A 20,131-nucleotide genomic window follows, 5' to 3' on the forward strand; every position below is an offset into this window, starting at 1 on the left:
GGACGGAGGAGACCCCGCATGGACGTGCTGCGCGTAGACGACCGGCTCACCGGCGAGGAGCGGATGGTCCGCGACACCGTGCGCGCCTTCGTGGCGGAGAAGGTGGCGCCGCACCTGGCGGACTGGTTCGAGGACGGGACGTTCCCCGCGCGCGAGCTGGCGCCCGAGCTGGGCAAGATGGGCCTTCTCGGCATGCACCTGGAGGGCTACGGCTGCGCCGGGACGAGCGCCGTCGCCTACGGCGTGGCGTGCCGGGAGCTGGAGGCGGCCGACTCGGGGCTGCGAAGCTTCGTGTCCGTCCAGGGGTCCCTGGCGATGGCGGCGATCCACAAGTACGGGTCGGAGGACCAGAAGGACGAGTGGCTGCCGAGGATGGCCGCGGGCGAGGCGATCGGCTGCTTCGGGCTGACCGAGCCCGACCGCGGCTCCGACCCCGGCGACATGCTCACCCGCGCCACCCGGGACGGCGCCGACTGGGTCCTGGACGGCGCCAAGATGTGGATCACGAACGGTTCGATCGCCGACGTAGCGGTGGTGTGGGCGCGCACCGGCGACGGGATCCGCGGCTTCCTCGTCCCCAAGGGCACCCCGGGGTTCACGACGAGCGACATCCACCGGAAGCTCTCGCTGCGGGCCTCGGTCACCTCCGAGCTGATGCTGGACGGCGTGCGCCTGCCGGAGTCGGCGATGCTGCCCGGGGTGAAGGGCCTGAAGGGCCCGCTCGGCTGCCTGGCAGAGGCCCGCTACGGGATCCTGTGGGGCGCGGTCGGGGCCGGGCGCTCCTGCTACGAGGCGGCCGTCGACTACGCCAAGACCCGCGAGCAGTTCGGCAAGCCGATCGGATCGTTCCAGCTCACGCAGGAGAAGCTCGCCTGGATGGAGGTCGCGCTCGGCCAGGCAGGCCTCGTGGCGCTGCACATCGGGCGGCTGAAGGACGAGGGGAACGTGACGCCGCAGCAGGTCTCGTTCGGCAAGCTCGCGAACGTCCGCGCCGCGCTGGACGTCGCCCGCGAGGCCCGGACCGTCCTCGGCGCCAACGGGATCACGCTCGAATACCCGGTCATCCGGCACATGAACAACCTGGAGAGCGTCCTCACCTACGAGGGCACCCAGGAGGTTCACCTGCTGACCCTGGGGAAGGCCGTCACCGGGCTGGACGCCTTCCGTTAAGCATCGCTCGACCCCTCCGCGTAGGGTTAATCACTGGACGTCCTGTATGCGACCTGGGCAGACTCGCCCGGTCAAGCGATCTACACGAGGGAGCGGCATGAGAGTCGGCATCGTCGGGGCCACCGGACAGGTCGGGGCCAAGATGCTCGAGATCCTGGCCGAACGAGGATTTCCGGTCGACGAGCTGCGGCTCTTCGCCTCGGCGCGCTCCGCGGGCCGCAGGCTCCCGTGGAACGGCACCGAGGTCACCGTCGAGGACGCGGCGGCCGCCGACTACACCGGACTCGACATCGTGCTGTTCTCCGCGGGCAAGGCCACGTCCAAGGAGCTGGCGCCGAAGGTCGCCGCCGCCGGGGCCGTCGTGATCGACAACTCCTCGGGCTGGCGGATGGACCCGGACGTCCCGCTGGTCGTCGCGGAGGTCAACCCGCACGCCGCGACGCGGCGCCCCAAGGGCATCATCGCCAACCCGAACTGCACCACGATGGCCGCGATGCCGGTGCTGCGCCCCCTGCACGCCGAGGCCGGGCTGACCGCCCTCGTCGTCTCGACCTACCAGGCCGTCTCCGGCAGCGGCCTCTCCGGCGTCGCCGAGCTGCACGACCAGGCGGCCAAGACCGTCCAGACCGCCGACCGGCTGACCCACTCCGGGACGGCCGTGGAGTTCCCCGAGCCGTCGGTCTACGTGCGCCCGATCGCGTTCAACGTGCTCCCGATGGCGGGCTCGATCGTCGACGACGGCCTCGCCGAGACCGACGAGGAGCAGAAGCTCCGCAACGAGAGCCGCAAGATCCTTGAGCTTCCGGACCTGAAGGTGTCGGGCACCTGCGTGCGCGTCCCCGTCTTCACCGGCCACTCCCTCCAGGTCAACGCCCGCTTCGAGCGCCCGCTCAGCCCCGAGCGCGCGAGCGAGCTGCTGGCGGGCGCGCCCGGCGTCGTCCTCTCGGACGTCCCGACGCCGCTCCAGGCCGCCGGCCAGGACCCCACCTACGTGGGCCGCATCCGACGCGACGAGACCGTCGAGAACGGCCTCGCCCTGTTCTGCTCCGGCGACAACCTCCGCAAGGGCGCGGCCCTCAACACCGTCCAGATCGCCGAACTGGTCGCCGCCGAGAACTAACGGCGCCCCCGCACCTCCAGGGTTTCGAGAAGGGCGGCGGTGCTCCGCGCGATCTCCTCCACGGCCCGGTCGAACGCCTCCGCGTTATGCGAGGCGGGCGCCCGGAACCCGGAGATCTTCCGCACATACTGGAGCGCCGCCGCCCGCACGTCCTCATCGGTGACGTCGTCGGAGTACGGCGGACGAAGCGTTTTAATACTGCGGCACATGCCTCTAGCATTGCACTCCTCCTTCGGGCCTGGCGGCCCTCCATCGTCGTGCAATGCGGGCGATCGCTGGCATCGCCCCGTCTCGCCTTGGCGGCTCGCTGCGCGATCAGGTTCTCGCTTCGCTCGAACCTGCCTTCGGACGCGATCGCAACCATTGAGGTTGTCGCGTGGTTGGTGTGACGGCTGGGGCCACTGGTGATGGTGATGCGGCTTCGAGTGTCGACAAAAACCGCCTCCCCCGGCAGGGCCGGGGGAGGCGGTTCGGGCGGGGGGCGGGCCCCGTCTTCCTTGGGTCGGGTTGTTCACGAGTGGATCCCGGCGGGTGGGGTGGTGTCAACGAATCCATCCGCCACTGGATTTTCAACCGTGTGAACGGGGCCGTGGAAAACTCTGAAACCGGCCCCCGGCCAGCGGCTACTTGGTGATCTTGATGTTGTCGAGGGCGGCCTCGATGAGGCTGCCGGTTCCGGTGTCGGCGGCTTCGGCGACGATGCGGACGGTCTGGCCGGCGTAGGCGGAGACGTCCGCGGTCTGCGTCTGCCAGGAGCCGGCGCGGTTGGAGGCCGCGCCCGCCCGGTCGAGGACGGTCGTGGAGCCGTTCGGCCCGACGACCCGGACCCGCAGGTAGTCGTCGACGGAGCTGTTGTTCAGGTGGGCGAGGTTCCAGGAGAACGACAGGGTCTTCGAGCCGGCCGGCAGCGCGATCGCGGGCGACTGGACGCTGCTGACGCCGCCGTCGAGGTCGTAGGTCCCGGCGTCGGTTCCGGCGGCCGCGCCCGTCACGAGGGCGCCGCTGCCGCCCCCGGCGGCGAGCTGCAGGTTGGTGCCGGAGTAGCTGGTCGGCTGCGGGGTGCCGCGCTCCCAGCGGCCCGCGGTGGCGGTGTCGGTGCCATTCGGGTTCACGGTCCAGCCGGTGCCCGATTCGAGGTCGTCGGTGAAGACGGTGTCGCCGGGCGGTTCCGTGGTGCCGCCGTCGCCGCCGAGCGTCCAGACGGCGTGGGCGATGGCGTCGGCGTTGCGGTCGAGCGCGGTGTCGTCGATGTTGGACGTGGTGTCGCAGGACGAGTGGTAGCAGCGGTCGAACGCGACGCCGGCCTGGCCGCCCCACAGCTGCGCCTGCTGGGTCGTCTTGCGGCCCTCGGCGCCGGTGAACAGGCCACCGGCGGCGATCCCGTACCGGATGAACGGCCCGTAGTCGGAGCGGCCGTCGAACGCGGTGTCCTGGACGGGCACGTTGATCGACTGGAAGTGGGCGCGCAGCGTCTGCTCGATCTCGGCGGATCCGGCGGGGCCGCCGCTGCCGCTGGAGCCGTCGCCGTCGTAGGCGAAGTAGCCGGGGTTCGGGGAGCCGACCATGTCGAAGTTCAGATAGCTCTTGATCTTCGACCGCTCGGTGGAGGCGAGGTTGTTGACGTAGTTGGTCGAGCCGACGAGGCCGAGCTCCTCGGCGCCCCACCAGCCGAACCGCAGGTGCCGCTTGGGCGCGTACTTCTCGCGGGCGATGGTGAGGGCGATCTCCAGGTTCGCGGCGGAGCCGGAGCCGTTGTCGTTGATGCCGGGCCCGGCCGTGACGCTGTCGAGGTGCGCGCCGGTCATCAGGACGTTGTTCGTGTCGCCGCCCGGCCAGTCGGCGATGAGGTTGTAGCCGGTGGAGCCGTTGTAGGTGAACGACTGGACGCTGGTCTGGTAGCCGGCGGCGTCCAGCTTGCCCTTCACGTAGTCGATCGAGGCGCGGAAGCCGGGGCGGCCGTGGGCGCGGTTGCCGCCGTTGGCGGTGGCGATGCTCTGCAGCTGGGACAGGTGCGCCTTGACGTTGGCGAGCGAGATGTCGGGGGCGGCCAGCGCGGCGGGGGCGGCCGACGCGCCGGACGGGGCGAGCAGGGCCGACGCCGCCAGCGCCGCCGCGCCCAAGGTCGCGATCATGCGCGATCTCATGCGTTCCTCCAGGTAGGGGCGCGGCCCGTGACGGGGGAGCGGGCCCCGTCACGGGCCGCGGGCGGGGGGCGGTCAGGCCTTGGTGATGGAGACGTTGTCGATGCCGGCCTCGACGAGGCTGCCGGTGCCGTTGTCCGCCGCCTCGACGAGGATGCGGACGGACTGGCCGGCGTAGGCGGACAGGTCGTACGTGGCCGTCTGCCACGCCCCGACCTTGTTGGCCGCGGCGCCGCTCTGGTTCAGCACGGTGCTCGACCCGTTCGCGCCGACGACGCGGACGCGCAGGTAGTCGTCGGTCGAGCTGTTGTTGAGGTAGGCGAGGTTCCAGGAGAACTTCAGCGACAGCGTGCCGCTCGGCAGGCTGATCGCCGGGGACTGGACGCTGCTGACGCCGCCGTCGAGGTCGTAGGTCCCGGCGTCGGTTCCGGCGGCCGCGCCCGTCACGAGGGCGCCGCTGCCGCCCGCGGCGGCGAGCTGCAGGTTGGTGCCGGAGTAGCTGGTCGGCTGCGGGGTGCCGCGCTCCCAGCGGCCCGCGGTGGCGGTGTCACTGCCGTTCGGGTTGGTCGTCCAGCCCGTCCCCGACTCGAAGTCGTCGGAGTAGACGGAGCCGGGCTGGCCCTGCCCGACGGTCAGCGTGTAGGTGGCCGTGCGGTCGACGGACGCGCCGTCGGCGAGGACGGTCAGCCTGTAGGTGCCGTCGGCGGTCCCGGCCGGGACGGTGACGGTCATCGTGGACGACTGGCCCGAGGTGATCGTGGACGGGGAGAACGTCGCGGTCGGGCCGGACGGGCTGCTCGTCGCCGACAGCGAGATCTGCTGGGCGCTGCCGCCCGTGGTCTGGGTGCCGACCGCGGAGGTCGCGGTCCCGCCCGCCTGGGCGCTGCCCGAGCCGGGGCTCAGCGTGATCGAGAAGTCGTTCTGCTGGGTGCCGCAGGACGCCTCGCCGCTCTGCGCGGGGACGTTGACCGCGCTCCACGCCGCCTTCACCGCGTTGCACTCGGTGGCCGAGCCGGGGAACAGCTGCAGCGCCGCGTTGACCGTCTCGACGCGGGCTCGGGCGTGGCTCCAGCTCGTCACCTTGCGGTTCAGGCCGCCCATGAAGATCTGGCCGGCCTTCTGGATGCCGATGCCGGTGACGGTGGAGCTGTTGCAGGTCGGGCTGGTGGGGTTGCCGTTGCTCGGGTTCGAGCCCTCGGCCAGCAGGTAGAACCAGTGGTTCTGCGGGCCGGCCGCCGCGTGCACCTCGGTGCTCGGGATCGAGGACGAGTAGCAGTTCGGGTCGCCCAGCGCGGACGGGTTGTACATGTTGCGGATCGGGCCCTGGCCGACCAGGTCGACCTCCTCGCCGACCAGGTAGTCCGGCGGGTCGTAGGTGGAGGGCTCGTTCATGTAGTGCTCGGTCAGCGTGCCGAAGATGTCGCCTGCCGACTCGTTCATGCCCCCCTTCTCGTTGCCGTTGCCGCCGCTGTCGCCGCCGGGCGTGGTGGTGAAGACGGCGTGGCCGTTCTCGTGGCCGACGACGTCGACGGAGGTGGCCTGCTTGGTGCCGGCCTGGTTGTGGCCGAAGTTGGTGTAGCTGCCGTTCCAGTAGGCGTTGACGTCGCTCAGGCCGACGCGGAGCGGGAAGCCGCCGCCGCTGCCGTTGATGCCGTTGCGGCCGAGCCAGGAGCCCAGCATGTCCCATTCCTTCTGGACCGCGTAGAGGGCGTCGACGCAGGCGGTCTCCAGGTCTGTGCCGCTTCCGCTGCCCCAGGCGCTGTCGGTGCCGGTGTAGGCGGAGCCGTTCTGGCCGCCGCACCGGATGCCGGAGCGCTGCGGGTCGGTCATGGACGTGGCGGCGGTGCTGAGGTCCACGGTGCCGTGGTAGTAGCTGCGGTCGTCGGCCGCGTCCCGGACCTCGTCATAGGTCTTGACGACCTTGCCGGTCCTGGCGTCGACGAAAACGTGCAGCTTCGTCGGGGCCTTCTTCTGGGTGCCGCTCACGACGGTCTCGTAGACGAGGCGTCCGGAGCCTTCGGCGAGCACCGTCAGGCGGGGCGTGGACGCGGTCTCGACCTTGGACACGCGGGCGCGCGAGGTCTCGGCGGCCTGCGCCGCGCCGATCGACGCCTTGGTCGAGACGTCGAGGGTGCGGGTCTGGTCGACGGAGGTGCTCAGCACGCCGCCGCTCGCGTTGGTGGTGACGACGAAGTCGCCGCCGTAGACGGGCAGGCCGTCGTAGGTGCGCTCGTAGGCCACGTACTGGAGGCCGCGCAGGCCCGAGGTGACCCCGCGCCGGACGATCTTGTCCTTGGGGGCCTTCTTGAACGCGGCGGGCTTCGCCGCGACCAGGCGGTCGGCCGAGGCGGCGGCGACGGTGCGGGGGTCCGGCTTGGCCGGAGCCGCGGGGGTGCGGGGTGTCGCACCTGAGGCGGGCGAGGACATCGCCACGGCGAGGCCGACGGACAACGCCGCCGCCCCGATCGCGGTCTGGTGTCTCACGGGGGTGCTCCTTCCACGTGCCGGGCGGGCGGAGGGGGTGGGCACGCGGAGGCCCTGGTAAGAGCGATCCGTGAACCGCCGCCCGCCCGGCGGGGGGGTTGGATGGGGGACTCATCCGGATGAGCTGACCCGAAGTGCACCCTGGTTCGAGAAAGGTGTCAATAAATCCATTTGGTTCTGGATTTTCAATTCTGACGGGCGTCTCTCTGAAACCAATGGAATTCCGTGGCGGAGCAGCGCGAACGGGCCGGGCCGAAGGATCGGCCCGGCCCGTCCGGCAGGGAACCGCGGGGGCGGCGCGCGCGTTGAGACGCCCGGCCCGCCCCGGGCGGGATCAGGGGGCGATGCGGCGGCAGAGCCAGGACAGCGCCAGCGGGTAGCGGTAGTCGATGGCGCCGTGGCCGGCGTCGAACAGCTCGAAGTGGATCACGTCCTCGGCGACGCCGGCGTCGAGCAGCGCCCGGTGGAACGCCTGCGCGCCGATGTCGAGGTACCACTCGTCGCGCGTGCCGCCGTCGATCCAGATCGCCCGCTGCGAGCGCATCGCCTCGGCGTGCCCCGGCACCATCCGCACCGGGTCCCAGGCGAGCCAGCGGTCCCACACCTCGGGCCGGAGCACACCGGTGACCGGGTCGAACGGCAGGTCGGGCGTGCCGTCCTCGCGCGCGGAGTAGCACACCGCCATGCCGAGGATGTTGAGCAGTTCCATGTCCTCGGGCTTGGTGAACGAGGTGCGGCTCCCGAAGTCGTCCCACCAGCGCATGATGTCGCCGTCGTACTTGCGCAGGTGCCGGACGCACTTGGGGAACTCGGTCAGGTAGCAGTACTCGAACAGGGCGTCGCCCGCGTGCGTCGCGAGCGCGCCGAACAGGTCGGGACGCAGCATCGGCGTGATCATCGCGCCGTAGCCGCCGCTGGACTTGCCGCTGATCGCCCGGTGCTCGGGCGCGTCGAGCGTCCGGTAGTGGCCGTCCACCCACGGGACGATCTCGTCGCAGATGTAGGAGTGGTAGCGGCCCGTGCCGGGGGAGTCGACGAACTGGCTGCCGCCGTGCGCCGTCCAGGCGTCCACGAACACCACGATCGCGGGCGGCGCCTCCCCGGAGGCGAACACCGCGTCGGCCGTCTCGGGGAAGGACCGCCGGTACGGCGTCCGGTTGCGCCAGATCCCGACGTGCCCGGTGAACCCGGTGATCACGTAGACGCTGGGGTAGCGGCGTTCCGGTTCGTCGTCGTAGCCGGGCGGTAGGTACACCAGTACCGGCCGCTCGTGCGGGTCGTCGAGCGGGTTGCCGCGCAGCAGCTCGCTGCTGACGACGCGGTCTTCGAGGCGGCCGGCGAGATCGGCGGACCACGGCTGCATTGCGTACTCCCTCGTCGCAAGCGAATGATCAGCTCGACGCTAGCCCATGGCCGGGACGGCGGGAGGGGGCCGCCCTCGGCGGATGTCACAAAGCGGCCGCGTCCTCCGTTCCTCCTGGGAAGGAAGGGAGACATACATGACCGACAACGCCGCGAGCCTGCGGGATCTGCACCGTCCCGGTGATCCGCTGCTGCTGCCCAACGTCTGGGACGCGGGGAGCGCGAAGATCGTTCAGGAGGCCGGGTTCCCGGCCCTCGCCACCGCGAGCGCCGCCGTGTCCGCCATGCTCGGCTACCCCGACCACGAGGGGGCGCCCGCGGAGGAGATGTTCGCCGCCGCGGGGCGCGTGATCCGCGCGGCGACCGTCCCCGTCACCGTGGACGCCGAGGCGGGGTACGGGCTTCAGCCGGGCGAGCTGGTCGAGCGGCTGCTCGCCATCGGCGCCGCGGGCTGCAACCTGGAGGACACCTACGCCGGGGAACTGGCCGAACCGCGGGTCCAGGCGGAGTACATCGCGGCCGTCCGGGAGGCGGCCGGGGACGCCCTGGTGATCAACGCCCGCGCCGACGTGTTCGTCGCCAGGGCCCCGGACCCGGTCGAGGCCGCGATCGCGCGGGGCCGGCTGTACCTGGAGGCCGGCGCCGACTGCGTGTACCCGATCGCGGCGCCGCCGGACGCGATCCCGGCCCTGGTCAAGGGGATCCCGGGCCCGGTCAACGCGAACAACTTCCCGGGCACGTCGCTCGCGGAGCTGGCGGAGCTGGGCGTCGCGCGCGTCTCCTACGGCCCGATGCCGTACCTGCGCGCGCTGGACTCCCTGAAGGAGTTCGCGGGCCGCGTCCTGGCGAAGGAGAACCCCTACACCTGACCGGGCCGCCCGCACGGGGCCGGGGCCGCCCGGTCCCGGCCTCCGGGCGGGCCGCGTGTGAGGGCGCTCTCGCCGCGGACGCCTTGCAAGTGCTTACTTACACTGGCACAGTGAGACGGAAATCGACTCGTTGTATCAAGTACGGGCGCAGGCGCGAGCCCGTACGGAGGTGGGGCCCGCATGACCGCGACCGCTGAGGAGACGCCGCCGAAGGTCGTCCTGGACTCGATCAGCGGGGTGGCGCTGGCCGCCGCCGCGTCCAACGTCGTCATGCAGCTCTCCCGGCTGCCGATCGGGCGCGGCGTCGCGGAGAGCACGGTCGACAGCGGCCGCGTCGACAAGCACCCGGTCAAGCGGGCCCGCACCACGCTCAGCTACATCGCCGTCGCCATGCTCGGCACCGAGGCCGAGCGCGAGGCCATGCGCCGCGAGGTGAACCGCGCGCACCGGCACGTCCGCGCGAAGGAGCCCGTCGCCTACAACGCGTTCGACCGCGAGCTCCAGCTGTGGGTCGCCGCGTGCCTCTACACGGGCATCGAGATGATCTACACGATGCTGTACGGGACTCCGTCGCGGGACCAGGCCGCCGACCTGTACCGGCACGGCGCCCGGTTCGGCACCACCCTCCAGGTCACCCCGGACATGTGGCCACCCGACCGGGACGCCTTCGAGGAGTACTGGCGGGCGGGCCTGGCGAAGATCGAGATGGACGACGTCACCCGCGGCTACCTGCGCGACCTCGCCGAGATGCGCTTCCTGCCCGCGCCCGTCCACCGGACGTTCGGCCGGTTCCACCGCTTCCTGACGATGGGCTTCCTGCCCCAGCCGTTCCGCGACGAGCTCGGTTTCCCGTGGACGCCCCGCGACCAGGCGCGCTTCGACCGCTTCGTCCGCGTGCTGGCGGTGGGCAACCGGGCGCTGCCGCGCCCGGCCCGCGAGTTCCCCTTCAACCTCTACCTGCGCGACGTCCGCCGCCGCCTGAGGACCGGGCGCCCGATCGTGTGACCGCGTCCCTCAGCGGGGCGGGTCCTGGCCGGCGTCCTTCGCGTCCCCGGCGGCGCTTCCCGGCTCGGACGGCTTGATCTGGAGTTCGAACTCGCCCCGGTGGCGGATGACCCCGGCGATGACGGCGTCCTCCAGGACCTCGGCGCCCTTGTGCTGGCGGCGCATCATCGGGTCGGAGCGCACGTCCTTCGCCAGCGCGACGCACAGCAGGATCAGCACGATCGCGAACGGCAGCGCGCCGATGAACGTGATGTTCTGGATGCCGTTCAGCGCCTTGTCCCCGCCGATCACCAGCATGACCGCGGCGACCCCGCCGGTCATCGCGCCCCAGAAGATCACGACCCAGCGGGACGGGGAGGTCGAGCCGCGCTGCGACAGCGTGCCCATGACGATCGACGCGGCGTCCGCGCCGGACACGAAGAAGATCGCCACCAGGACCATGACGACGACCGCGGTCACCGCCACCCACGGCAGGTTTCCGAGGACGTTGAAGGTGATCTGCTCCTCGGTGCCGTTCCCGAACGGGTTCAGGCCCTTGCGCTGCTGGTCGATGGCCGTCCCGCCGAAGATCGCGAACCAGGCGACGCTGACCGCGCTCGGCACGAGGATCACGCCGCCGACGAACTGCCGGATGGTGCGGCCGCGGCTGATCCGGGCCAGGAACATCCCGACGAACGGCGCCCAGGAGATCCACCACGCCCAGTAGAAGATCGTCCAGTTGGACAGGAACGTCCTCATCGGCTCCCCGCCCGTCGCGCCGGACCGGGACGCCATCTGCCCGAAGTCCTGGATGTAGACGCCGAGCGAGGTGGGCAGCAGCTCCAGGATGAACACGGTCGGCCCGACCACGAACACGAAGACCGCGAGGACGACGGCCAGCACCATGTTGATGTTGGACAGCCACTGGATGCCGCGCGCGACGCCCGACACGGCCGACACCACGAAGCAGACCGTCAGCACCACGATGATCAGCACGAGGACGGTGGTTCCGAGCGAGGAGATCCAGCCCGCCTCCTGCATCCCGGTCCGGATCTGCAGCGCGCCGATGCCGAGCGAGGCGGCCGAGCCGAACAGGGTGGCGAACAGCGCGAGGATGTCGATGACCTTGCCCGCCGGGCCAGCGGCGCGGCGCCGGCCGAGCAGCGGGACGAACGCCGAGCTGATCAGCTGGGTGCGCCCCCGGCGGTAGTGGCTGTACCCGATCGCGAGGCCGAGCACGGCGTAGATCGACCAGGGGTGCAGCGTCCAGTGGAACATCGTGGTCGCCATGGCCGTCTCGATCGCGGCCTCGCTCCGCGGCGGGTCGGTGCCGGGCGGCGGCTCGACGAAGTGCGTGAGCGGCTCGGCCACGCCGAAGAACATCAGCCCGATGCCCATGCCCGCGCTGAACATCATCGCGATCCACGAAACGGTGCGGAACTCCGGCTCGTCCCCCTCCCGGCCGAGGGGGATGCGGCCGTACCGGCTGAACGCCAGCCACAGCGAGAAGATCACGAAGCCGGTGGCGGCGAGCACGAACAGCCAGCCGAGGTTCGTCAGCAGCCAGTCCAGCATCGCCTCCGCGACCGAGCTGAGACCGCCGGTGTCGGCCCCGCCCCAGATCACGAACGAGGCCGACAGCACGGCCGCGACGCCGTAGACGATCCAGTCGGTGTGCGGGCGCCCGCGCTTGACCAGGCTCACGGGCTCGGTCCCGGGGTACTCGTCCCGCTCACCGGGCTCTGGACCGATCCTCTCCATAGCCCGGTGTCCTGCCCGGAGGTTCACCCTTCAGTTGCGCGGCGAAGCGATTCGTCTGCAAAATCTTTCGCGGGCAGGGACGATTCAGTAGCGGCGTCCTCGCAGGACGAGGTACGCGGCCAGCACCGCGGCGCCCGACGCCGCCTGTGCCGCCAGGAGCCCCGCGGAAATCCCGCCGGTGAGCGCCGTCAACGCGGGCGCGCAGCCGAGCGCCGCGACGTCCACCCCGGTCAGCACCCACAGGATGGGCCCTGTCGGCACCCCGCCGACCGGTGTGTCCAGTACGGGCAGCCCGTGATCGACGGGCCGCCGCCGCGCCATCCGCAGCGTGCCGGCCGCCAGCGCAGGCGCGCACGCGGCGCCCAGCAGACACCACGGCCCGGCGGGCACCGCCCCGGTCGCGCCCAGCACCGTCAGCGCCGCCACCAGCCATCCGCCGCCCAGCAGCGCCGGCGGCGCCGCCCGCGCGGCGAGCAGCGCTCGCGGACGCACGCCCAGCAGCCGCGCCAGCGCCGGGTCCTCCCCGTCGCGGCGGGCTCCGGTCGTCACCGTGGCCGCGGCCGCCAGCGCCCCCACGCCCAGCACGACGGCGGCGACAGCGGGAACCCCGTCGCCCGCCGCGTCCGTCGTGGCGCGGGCGGCCAGCGCCGGAAGAAGCGAGGAGGACGCCAGAAGGGCGACGCGGACAGGGCGGCGAGCCAGGCACCGCCACTCCTGCCAGGCGACGGCCAGCGGCTCCCGCACGTGCGCGGGTACGCGGCCCCCGGCCAGGCCGCTCGGCCAGGGACGCGAACGCAGGGAACGGCCACGCCAGTGGGCGGCCTCGACGATCGAGGTCAGAGCACCGGGGTCCATCATGATCGCCGCCGCGGCCGCGTGACCGGCACGGGTGGAGGCGTCCAGTACGACACGGGCCGGGATGCGGCCGAGCGCCGTCCACGCGCGGACGGCAAGCCCTGCGGCCGCCGTCACCGCGGCCACCGCCGCCGGTACGGCCGAGGGCGGCGCCGCCGCGACGGACGCCGCCAGGTGGAGGCCCGGACCGAAACTCATGACGGCCGCGATGCCCGCCGAGATCACGATGACGGTGATCCCGCCGGTCAGCCACGCGTCCCACCGCTCGGACGCCTGGGCCAGCACGGCCGCCGACATCCCGCCCGCCATCGTCGCGACGCCCAGCGCCAGCGCGGCGAGCAGGCGCGGGACGGCCTGGTCCCCCGCGCCGAGAACGGTCAGCAGGCCCACCCCCACCACCGCGCCGGCCACGACCGACACCCCCGCCAGGATCAGCGCCGTACGGCCCAGCACGGCACGGCGCGGCAGCGGCGACAGCACCAGCCACGCCGCGTCCGCCGCGGGCAGCGCCACGGGTCCGATCGCTCTGACCGCCGAGAGCGCCCCCGCCGACAGCAGCGCGAGCAGGGCCACGCCCGCGCACACCCGCGAGGGGTCCACCTCGGGCGGAACGGCCGCCAGCGCGGTGCCCACCGCAGGAGCAGCGATCACCACCGCCAGAGCCAGTCCGAGAAGGCCCGCGTAGCGATCCGACCACGTACGCCGGCGGCGCCCCCGCCCCTGCATGTACGCCTGGACCTCCGCCATACTCGCGACGCCGGTCATGCCGCCGCCAGGGTGACCAGCCGGGCGCCGGCGGCCTCGGCCAGGCGCAGGTCGTGGGTCACCATCACCACCGTGCTCTCCTCGTCCGCGTACCCGGCGAGGATCCCGGCCAGCCGACCCCGGAAAGAGGTGTCCAGACCGCGTTCGGGCTCGTCCAGCAGGAGCACGCGGCTCGGGCGCAGCAGCGCCATCGCCAGCGACAACCGCTGCCGCTGCCCGGTCGACAGCGACAGCGGCGCCAGGTCGGCCCGGGCGGTCAGATCGAACAGCTCCAGTGCCGCTCCGGCGTCCATCCGCGGCCGGGGCGAGCCGCCCGAGTCGTACACCGTCCGCATCAGTTCCAGGTGCTCACGGACGCTCAGCCCCGGATACCACGCAGGCTCGTCGCCGACCAGGGCGACGTCGCGCCAGAACCCCGGCTCGTCGACCGGCGGGCGACCCAACACCCCGACCCGCCCGTCCGCCGCCTGCAACCCCGCCAGGCAACGCAGCAACGTTGTCTTCCCCACCCCGTTCGCGCCGACGATCGCGACGACCTCGCCCACCCCGGCCGTCAGGTCCACGCCGGCCAGAATCGGAGCGCCGCCCAGTTCCACCGCCACACCGCGGGCCTCGATGATCACCTCAGCCATCGTCCGACCGTAACGTCCCAGCGGGGTACCTCGCCTGTGGGGGCTTGTGTCCGAAACCCGGCGAGCGGGACGGTGTGGCCCGCGTCACATGGACGATCAGACGTCCCAGTAACTAACCGCATGAACGTCTTTGTGGCCTTTAGGTCAGTATTGCCGTGTTTAGCGTTTCGTGTTCCTCTATTTAAGGCAATGTCTGATTGCGGAACGCCGCCGCCCGTTTCCGCGCCGCCGCCCGCCCGTCCGCCGTCGAGCCGCCCACCGACCCGCCCAGCCACCGAGCCGCCAGCTACTGAGCCGCCAGCCACTGAGCCGCCAGCCATCGAGCCGCCCCACGCCACGCAGCGACAGCGGAGGTCCGGATGCGCAAGGAGACGCTGGAGAGCTTCGTCCTCGGGGACGTCCTCCGGTCACAGGCGCAGGTTCACCGAAGACAGACGTTCCTCAGATTCCGCGACGGGGAGATCAGCTACGGGGAGGTCGACGCCGCCGCCGACCGGCTGGCCCGCGCGTTCTCCGCCGCCGGCGTCGCGCGCGGCGACCACGTCGGCGTGATGCTCCCCAACTGCGCCGACTTCGTCCACGTCATCTTCGCGCTGGCGCGGCTGGGCGCGGTCGCCGTGCCGATCAACATCGCCTACCGGGGCGAGCTGCTGCGGCACGTCCTGGACAGCTCCGACTCCGGCTGGCTGATCGTCGACGGCCCCTACGCCGAGCGGCTCGTCGAGATCGCCGGCCGCCTGCCCAGGCTGGAGCGGGTCGTCGTGCGGAACGCGGCGGAGGCCGGGGTGCTGCTCGACCGGCTCGGCAAGCCCGCGCGGGAGATGTCCGCCCTCCCGGCCGGCGGCTCCGGGCCGGTGCAGGTGAAGGTCGGCTTCGGCGACATGCAGGCGATCATGTACACGTCCGGCACGACCGGGCCGTCCAAGGGCGCGATGGTCCCGCACGCGCTCGCGCTGACCTGCGCCTACGACTCGCTGGACTTCCTGGACCGCTGGGGCAAGACCGTCTACTGCCCGCTGCCGCTGTTCCACGCCGCCGCCCTCTGGGACGGCATGCTCTCGGCGCTGCTCGGCGGCGGCTCCATCGCGATCGTCGAGCGGTTCAGCGCGTCGAGGTTCTGGGACGACGTGCGCCGCTTCGACGCGCAGGTGTGCATGAGCGTGTTCTCGATGATCCCGATCCTGCTGAACCGCCCGCCGACGTCCCGCGACCGCGACCACCGGCTGGAGACGTTCTACATGGGCAAGTCCAGCCTGGACGAGCCGCTGCGGGAGCGGTTCGGCGTCCGGTCCGTGGAGACCTACACCAGCACCGAGGCGGGCATCGCGACCGGCAGCCCGTACGGGGAGTGGCGGCTCGGCTCGTGCGGGCAGGCGCACGAGGAGCGGTTCCAGGTGGCCGTCGTGGACGAGTGCGACCGCGAGGTCGGGCCGGGGGAGCCGGGCGAGCTGGTCCTGCGGCCGAAGCAGCCGTTCGTCCTCACCACCGGCTACTACGGCGATTGGGAGGCCACGACCCGCTGCTTCCGCAACATGTGGTTCCACACGGGCGACCGGGTGTGGCGCGACGACGACGGGTATTTCTACTTCCTCGACCGGATGAAGGACGCCATCCGCAGGCGGGGGGAGAACATCTCGGCCTTCGACCTGGAGACCGAGATCAACCGGCATCCGGCCGTGCTGGAGTGCGCCGCGATCGGCGTGCCCTCGGAACTGGAGGACGAGGACATCAAGGTTTCGGTCGTGGTGCAACCGGACACCGGGCTCGACCCGGAGGAACTGGTGGCCTACTGCGAGGAGCGGCTGCCGCGCTCGATGGTGCCGCGCTACGTCGAGTTCATCGACGCGCTGCCGCGCACCCCGACGGACAAGGTCGCCAAGTACAAGCTGCGCGCGCAGGGCGACGGCGGGATCACCCCGACCACCTGGGACCGGGAGGCGAGCAACCCGTGAACTGGGACGACACACCGGAGCAGGCCGCCTTCCGCGAGGAGGTCCGGGCCTTCGTCAGGGAGCGGTTCCCCGCGTCGTACCGTCCGGCGCGGGCCGAGGAGCAGAGCCTCGAACCCGAGGACGTCGCCGGCTACAACTGGCCGGTCGACCGGGTCGCGGACGACCCCGGGCGCCGCGAGGGCGCGCGGGCGTGGGCGGCGGCGCTGGCCGAGCGCGGCTGGATCGCGCCGCACTGGCCGCGGGAGTACGGCGGCGCAGGGCTGCCGGCGCTGGAGGAGTTCGTCCTGCACGAGGAGATGATGCGGGCCCGGGTGCCGACCGTGAACGGCATCGGCGCGTTCCTGCTCGGCCCGACCCTGCTGGTCCACGGCACCGACGAGCAGAAGGCCGTCCACCTGCCGCCGATCGCGTCGGGCGAGGCGACGTGGGCGCAGGGCTTCTCCGAGCCGGGGTCCGGCTCCGACCTGGCCTCGCTGCGCACCCGCGCCGTCCGCGACGGGGACGAGTACGTCGTGGACGGCCAGAAGGTGTGGACGTCCCTCGGCCAGTACGCCGACTGGCTGTTCGTGCTCGTCCGCACCGACCCGTCCGCCGACCGTCCCCACCGCGGCATCACGTTCCTGCTGGTCGAGGCGGACGCGCCCGGGGTCACGATCCGTCCCATCACCGACATCCGCGGGGCGGCGCCGTTCTGCGAGATCTTCTTCGAGGGCGTCCGGGTGCCGGTGGCGAACCGGGTCGGCGAGGAGAACCGCGGCTGGTACGTGGCGATGTCCGCGCTCGGCTTCGAGCGGGCCGGGATCGGCGCCACCATCAAGTACCAGCACGCCCTCGCCGATCTGGTGGGCTGCCTGCGGTCCCCGGAGGGGGAGCGGCACGCCCGGCGCGGCCCCGCCCTCCGGCAGGAGATCGCGCGCCGGCGGACCGAGATCGCCGTCCTGTACAACCTGGCCCGCTACACCGTGTCGCGGCAGGCGGCGGGCGACGAGCCCGGCTTCGAGGCGTCCGTCAACCAGCTGTTCGGGGCCGAGCTGCACCAGCGGCTCGCGCGGACGGGCGCGCTGGCGTTCGGGCGGTCCGCCGCGCTGTGGGAGCGCGAGGGGGCGCCGCTCGACGCGCTGTACACCCACATGCGCCGGGACGCGGTCGCCTCCACCTTCCTCGGCGGCACCACCGAGATCCAGCGCAACGTCATCGCCACCCGGGGCCTGAACCTGCCCCGCGGCTGACCACACACGGGAGGAGCGCACGCCCATGCTCGACGAGAACGCCTACGAGACGATCGACCTGCGGATCGAGGAGCGGGTCGCCTGGCTGACGCTGAACCGGCCGGACAAGCTGAACGCGCTGACGCCCACCACGATGACGGAGCTGCGCGACATCTTCACGCGCGTGGACGACGACGAGGACGTCTGCGTCGTGGTGCTGCGCGGCGCGGGCGAGCGCGCGTTCTGCGCCGGCATGGACCTGTCCTGGTCGGAGAAGCTGACCCCGCGCGAGCGGATCGAGCAGGGCCGGCTCGGCGAGAAGACGTTCGCGATGATGGAGCGGCTGTCCGTCCCGGTGATCGCCGCGGTGCACGGCTACGCGGTCGGCGGCGGCCTGGAGCTGGCGCTCGCGGCCGACTTCATCATCGCCTCCGACGACGCCAAGATGGGCCTCGTCGAGATCACCCTGTCGGCGCGCCCCCCGTACCGCCCGAAGATGACCGAGGACGGCGACCCCGACCAGCCCGAGTTCGGCGGGTCGGCGCCCGGCTGGGGCGGCGTGAAGCGGCTGCCGGAGCGGATCGGCAAGGCCCGCGCGAAGGAGCTGCTGTTCACCGGCGCCCGCATCGGCGCCGAACGGGCGCTGCGGCTCGGCCTGGTCAACGACGTCTACCCGGCCGCGGAGTTCGACAGGCGGATCGGCGAGCTGGCCGAGCGGATCGCGGCGATGAACCGCTACAACCTGCGGCTCGTCAAGGAACTCGTCACCTACGGCTACGACTGGATCGAGCCCCACCCGAGCTAGGAGGACCCGTGCAGATCTACCGCATCGATCACGTCGCGCAGGTGACCCCCGACCTCGACCGGCAGGTCGCCCTGCTGGAGGGGCTGTTCGGGTTCCGGCGCGTCCGGAGCTGGGACAACCCGGCCGAGGGCGTGCGCGGCGCCCGCCTGGAGATCCCGGGGAGCCGCGGACAGGCCTGGGAGGTCGTCGCGCCGGCCGGTGACAACTCGTCCCTGCGAACCTGGCTGGACGAGCACAAGGGCCGTCCCGGCCTGCACCACGTAGGCGCGGAGGTCCCCGACCTGGAGGCCGTCCGCGCGGAACTCGAGGTGCGCGGCATCAAGCCGACCGACTGGGCGTGGGGACGCTGGCTGGAGGCGTCGCTGAGCCCGCCCGAGCACGGCACCGGCGTGCTGTGGCGGCTCCGCGGGCCGGGCACCCTGGACATGTGCGGCGACGGCGCCGCCTCGGCCGCCGAGCCGTCCGAGCCGGACGGCCCGTCGCTCGGCGTCGTGGCGCTCGACCACATCTGCCAGGCGTTCCACGACCGCGACGTCCTCGCCCGCTGGTACCGCGACCTCGCCGGGTTCGTGCAGGTCTGGCGGACGGCGGACGAGGAGCACCCCGACATGGCCGACCTCGTCCTGAACATCCCCGGCTCGACGATCTGCTGGGAAGTGATCATGCCGCGCGGCGAGGACTCGTTCATCGACCGCTTCCTGGAGCGCGGCGGCCCGGGCGCCCACCACGTCACCTTCGAGGTCGCCGACTGGGACGCGGCCCTGGCGGCCTGCGAGCACCACGACGTCCCCACCTTCGACGACGAGGAGGGTGTCACCGACGGCGCCGCCTGGAAGCACACGTTCGTCCACCCGAAGCACACCGGCGGCATCCTCGTCCAGCTGTTCTGGGAGGAGCGGCCGGGCGTGTGGGTCCGCTCGGACAAGGTGCCGCCGCCATGGACCTGAGCCTCACCGAGGACCAGGAGCTGATCGCCGCCACGGCCCGCGAACTCCTGGAGTCCAAGGCCCCGGCGGCGGGCGCGCGGGCCCTCGGCGGCGACCCCGCCGGCTTCTCCGCGCCGCTGTGGAAGGAGATGGTCGAGCTCGGCTGGACGGGCCTGGCCTTCCCCGAGGAGCACGGCGGCGTCGGCGGCGACTTCCTGGACGTCTGCCTGCTGTTCGAGCAACTGGGGTACGCGCAGGTCCCGAGCCCGCTGCTGGCCTCGGTCGCCTGCTGCGGCATGCCCGTCGCGCGGTTCGGGACGTCCGCGCAGAAGGAGCGCTGGCTGAACGCCATCTCGGACGGCCAGATCGTGACCGCCGCACCGCTCCCCTGGGACCGCCCAGGCGAAGGCCCGGTCGCGTCGCGCTCCGACTCCGGCTACGTCCTGGACGGCACGGCGACGTTCGTCCCGTTCGCCGCGTCCGCCGAGCACATCCTGCTGGTGGCGCGCCTGGACGGCGAGCCGCACGCCTTCTGGGTGGACGCCGCGGACGTCGCCCTGAAACCGCTGGGAACGATCGGCCACGACCGCCCCTGCCACGCCGAGCTGGACGCCCTCTGGGTCCCGGGCGAAGCCGCCCTGGGCCCCGACGCCGCCGCCGCGATCTCGCTCTTCGGCGCTGCCGCCACCTGCGCGGAAATGGTGGGCGCGGCCCAACGCGTCCTCGACATGACGGTCCAGTACGCCACGGAACGCGAGCAGTTCGGCCACCCGGTCGGCTCGTTCCAGGCCGTCCAGCACCACTGCGCGAACATGGCCATAGACGTCCTGGGCTCCCGCTTCACCGCCTATGAGGCCATCTGGCTCTTGTCGGTGGACCGAGAAGCCGCACAACAGGTGACGATGGCCAAGGCCTGGGTGAGCGAGGCATACGAACGCGTATGCGCCCTAGGCCACCAGGTGCACGGCGCCATCGGCTTCACCCAGGAACACGACCTGCACCTGTTCTCCGAACACGCACTGGCCACATCTCTAGCCTTCGGCGACGCCCACTTCCACCTAGACGAACTGGCCACGTCCCTCGACCTGGCCTGACGC

At 72.1% G+C, this 20,131-nt stretch carries 16 protein-coding genes; 9 read left to right on the forward strand and 7 right to left on the reverse strand.

Annotated features, from left to right (window positions below; all coding sequences use genetic code 11):
* Positions 1-18 precede the first annotated feature (18 nt).
* Entirely contained in the window at positions 19-1,170 is a 1,152-nt protein-coding gene (locus tag BKA00_RS31165; RefSeq protein ID WP_185031124.1) for an acyl-CoA dehydrogenase family protein, read from the forward strand.
* Between the two features lie 97 nt (positions 1,171-1,267).
* Complete coding sequence (locus BKA00_RS31170) at positions 1,268-2,290, forward strand: aspartate-semialdehyde dehydrogenase (protein WP_185031132.1); 1,023 nt, start codon at positions 1,268-1,270, stop codon at positions 2,288-2,290.
* Here the strand turns inward: BKA00_RS31170 and BKA00_RS31175 are convergent.
* The 4 genes from BKA00_RS31175 to BKA00_RS31190 form a co-directional block, all read right to left on the reverse strand.
* The gene (locus BKA00_RS31175) at positions 2,287-2,499 is read right to left on the reverse strand and encodes a DUF2277 domain-containing protein (protein WP_179844599.1); all 213 of its coding nucleotides are present in this window, start codon (positions 2,497-2,499) and stop codon (positions 2,287-2,289) included. The two genes, BKA00_RS31170 and BKA00_RS31175, sit on opposite strands and share 4 nt — an antisense overlap.
* 414 nt (positions 2,500-2,913) lie before the next feature.
* Positions 2,914-4,422: a M28 family peptidase gene (locus BKA00_RS31180; protein WP_185031134.1), complete on the reverse strand. Its 1,509-nt coding sequence runs from the start codon at positions 4,420-4,422 to the stop codon at positions 2,914-2,916.
* An 84-nt stretch (positions 4,423-4,506) separates the two neighbouring features.
* Entirely contained in the window at positions 4,507-6,915 is a 2,409-nt protein-coding gene (locus tag BKA00_RS31185; protein ID WP_338072179.1) for a M4 family metallopeptidase, read from the reverse strand.
* 334 nt (positions 6,916-7,249) lie between these two features.
* The gene (locus tag BKA00_RS31190) at positions 7,250-8,278 is read right to left on the reverse strand and encodes an alpha/beta hydrolase (protein ID WP_185031135.1); all 1,029 of its coding nucleotides are present in this window, start codon (positions 8,276-8,278) and stop codon (positions 7,250-7,252) included.
* Positions 8,279-8,414: 136 nt separating this feature from the next.
* On the opposite strand from BKA00_RS31190, the gene BKA00_RS31195 reads away from it, so the two are divergent.
* Positions 8,415-9,146 carry an isocitrate lyase/PEP mutase family protein gene (locus BKA00_RS31195; RefSeq protein ID WP_185031137.1) on the forward strand — a complete coding sequence of 244 codons (732 nt, stop codon included), beginning with the start codon at positions 8,415-8,417 and terminating at the stop codon, positions 9,144-9,146.
* Positions 9,147-9,326: 180 nt separating this feature from the next.
* The gene (locus tag BKA00_RS31200; protein WP_185031139.1) at positions 9,327-10,151 is read left to right on the forward strand and encodes an oxygenase MpaB family protein; all 825 of its coding nucleotides are present in this window, start codon (positions 9,327-9,329) and stop codon (positions 10,149-10,151) included.
* A gap of 9 nt (positions 10,152-10,160) precedes the next feature.
* On the opposite strand, the gene BKA00_RS31205 is transcribed toward BKA00_RS31200, so the two are convergent.
* The 3 genes from BKA00_RS31205 to BKA00_RS31215 all read right to left on the reverse strand — a co-directional run bounded on the left by BKA00_RS31205 (position 10,161) and on the right by BKA00_RS31215 (position 14,143).
* Positions 10,161-11,891 carry a BCCT family transporter gene (locus BKA00_RS31205; protein WP_185031141.1) on the reverse strand — a complete coding sequence of 577 codons (1,731 nt, stop codon included), beginning with the start codon at positions 11,889-11,891 and terminating at the stop codon, positions 10,161-10,163.
* 84 nt (positions 11,892-11,975) lie between these two features.
* Complete coding sequence (locus tag BKA00_RS31210; protein ID WP_338072180.1) at positions 11,976-13,397, reverse strand: DUF6297 family protein; 1,422 nt, start codon at positions 13,395-13,397, stop codon at positions 11,976-11,978.
* Between the two features lie 110 nt (positions 13,398-13,507).
* Positions 13,508-14,143 (reverse strand): ABC transporter ATP-binding protein, encoded by a 636-nt coding sequence (locus BKA00_RS31215; RefSeq protein ID WP_185031143.1) that lies wholly within the window; start codon positions 14,141-14,143, stop codon positions 13,508-13,510.
* 359 nt (positions 14,144-14,502) lie between these two features.
* On the opposite strand from BKA00_RS31215, the gene BKA00_RS31220 reads away from it, so the two are divergent.
* The 5 genes from BKA00_RS31220 to BKA00_RS31240 are packed head-to-tail and all read left to right on the forward strand — an operon-like array spanning position 14,503 to position 20,128.
* Positions 14,503-16,095 (forward strand): AMP-binding protein, encoded by a 1,593-nt coding sequence (locus BKA00_RS31220; RefSeq protein ID WP_185031145.1) that lies wholly within the window; start codon positions 14,503-14,505, stop codon positions 16,093-16,095.
* Entirely contained in the window at positions 16,092-17,324 is a 1,233-nt protein-coding gene (locus tag BKA00_RS31225; protein ID WP_185031147.1) for an acyl-CoA dehydrogenase family protein, read from the forward strand. The genes BKA00_RS31220 and BKA00_RS31225 overlap by 4 nt, the downstream gene beginning before the upstream one ends.
* A gap of 25 nt (positions 17,325-17,349) precedes the next feature.
* Positions 17,350-18,108 carry an enoyl-CoA hydratase/isomerase family protein gene (locus BKA00_RS31230; protein ID WP_185031149.1) on the forward strand — a complete coding sequence of 253 codons (759 nt, stop codon included), beginning with the start codon at positions 17,350-17,352 and terminating at the stop codon, positions 18,106-18,108.
* A gap of 8 nt (positions 18,109-18,116) precedes the next feature.
* Positions 18,117-19,055 carry a VOC family protein gene (locus BKA00_RS31235; RefSeq protein WP_185031151.1) on the forward strand — a complete coding sequence of 313 codons (939 nt, stop codon included), beginning with the start codon at positions 18,117-18,119 and terminating at the stop codon, positions 19,053-19,055.
* Positions 19,046-20,128, forward strand: coding sequence for an acyl-CoA dehydrogenase family protein (locus BKA00_RS31240; protein WP_185031153.1), 1,083 nt, complete (start codon positions 19,046-19,048; stop codon positions 20,126-20,128). The genes BKA00_RS31235 and BKA00_RS31240 overlap by 10 nt, the downstream gene beginning before the upstream one ends.
* Positions 20,129-20,131 lie beyond the last annotated feature (3 nt).

The organism is Actinomadura coerulea, from assembly GCF_014208105.1.
In the GTDB taxonomy this organism is placed as follows: Bacteria; Actinomycetota; Actinomycetes; order Streptosporangiales; family Streptosporangiaceae; genus Spirillospora; species Spirillospora coerulea.

Bases quoted from the DNA above. Each gene is read 5' to 3' on its own strand.
- BKA00_RS31165 (WP_185031124.1), top strand. From the start codon at position 19: ATGGACGTGCTGCGCGTAGACGACCGGCTCACCGGCGAGGAGCGGATG.
- BKA00_RS31215 (WP_185031143.1), bottom strand. From the start codon at position 14,143: ATGGCTGAGGTGATCATCGAGGCCCGCGGTGTGGCGGTGGAACTGGGC.
- BKA00_RS31200 (WP_185031139.1), top strand. From the start codon at position 9,327: ATGACCGCGACCGCTGAGGAGACGCCGCCGAAGGTCGTCCTGGACTCG.
- BKA00_RS31175 (WP_179844599.1), bottom strand. From the start codon at position 2,499: ATGTGCCGCAGTATTAAAACGCTTCGTCCGCCGTACTCCGACGACGTC.
- BKA00_RS31195 (WP_185031137.1), top strand. From the start codon at position 8,415: ATGACCGACAACGCCGCGAGCCTGCGGGATCTGCACCGTCCCGGTGAT.
- BKA00_RS31205 (WP_185031141.1), bottom strand. From the start codon at position 11,891: ATGGAGAGGATCGGTCCAGAGCCCGGTGAGCGGGACGAGTACCCCGGG.
- BKA00_RS31190 (WP_185031135.1), bottom strand. From the start codon at position 8,278: ATGCAGCCGTGGTCCGCCGATCTCGCCGGCCGCCTCGAAGACCGCGTC.
- BKA00_RS31240 (WP_185031153.1), top strand. From the start codon at position 19,046: ATGGACCTGAGCCTCACCGAGGACCAGGAGCTGATCGCCGCCACGGCC.
- BKA00_RS31230 (WP_185031149.1), top strand. From the start codon at position 17,350: ATGCTCGACGAGAACGCCTACGAGACGATCGACCTGCGGATCGAGGAG.
- BKA00_RS31220 (WP_185031145.1), top strand. From the start codon at position 14,503: ATGCGCAAGGAGACGCTGGAGAGCTTCGTCCTCGGGGACGTCCTCCGG.
- BKA00_RS31170 (WP_185031132.1), top strand. From the start codon at position 1,268: ATGAGAGTCGGCATCGTCGGGGCCACCGGACAGGTCGGGGCCAAGATG.
- BKA00_RS31180 (WP_185031134.1), bottom strand. From the start codon at position 4,422: ATGATCGCGACCTTGGGCGCGGCGGCGCTGGCGGCGTCGGCCCTGCTC.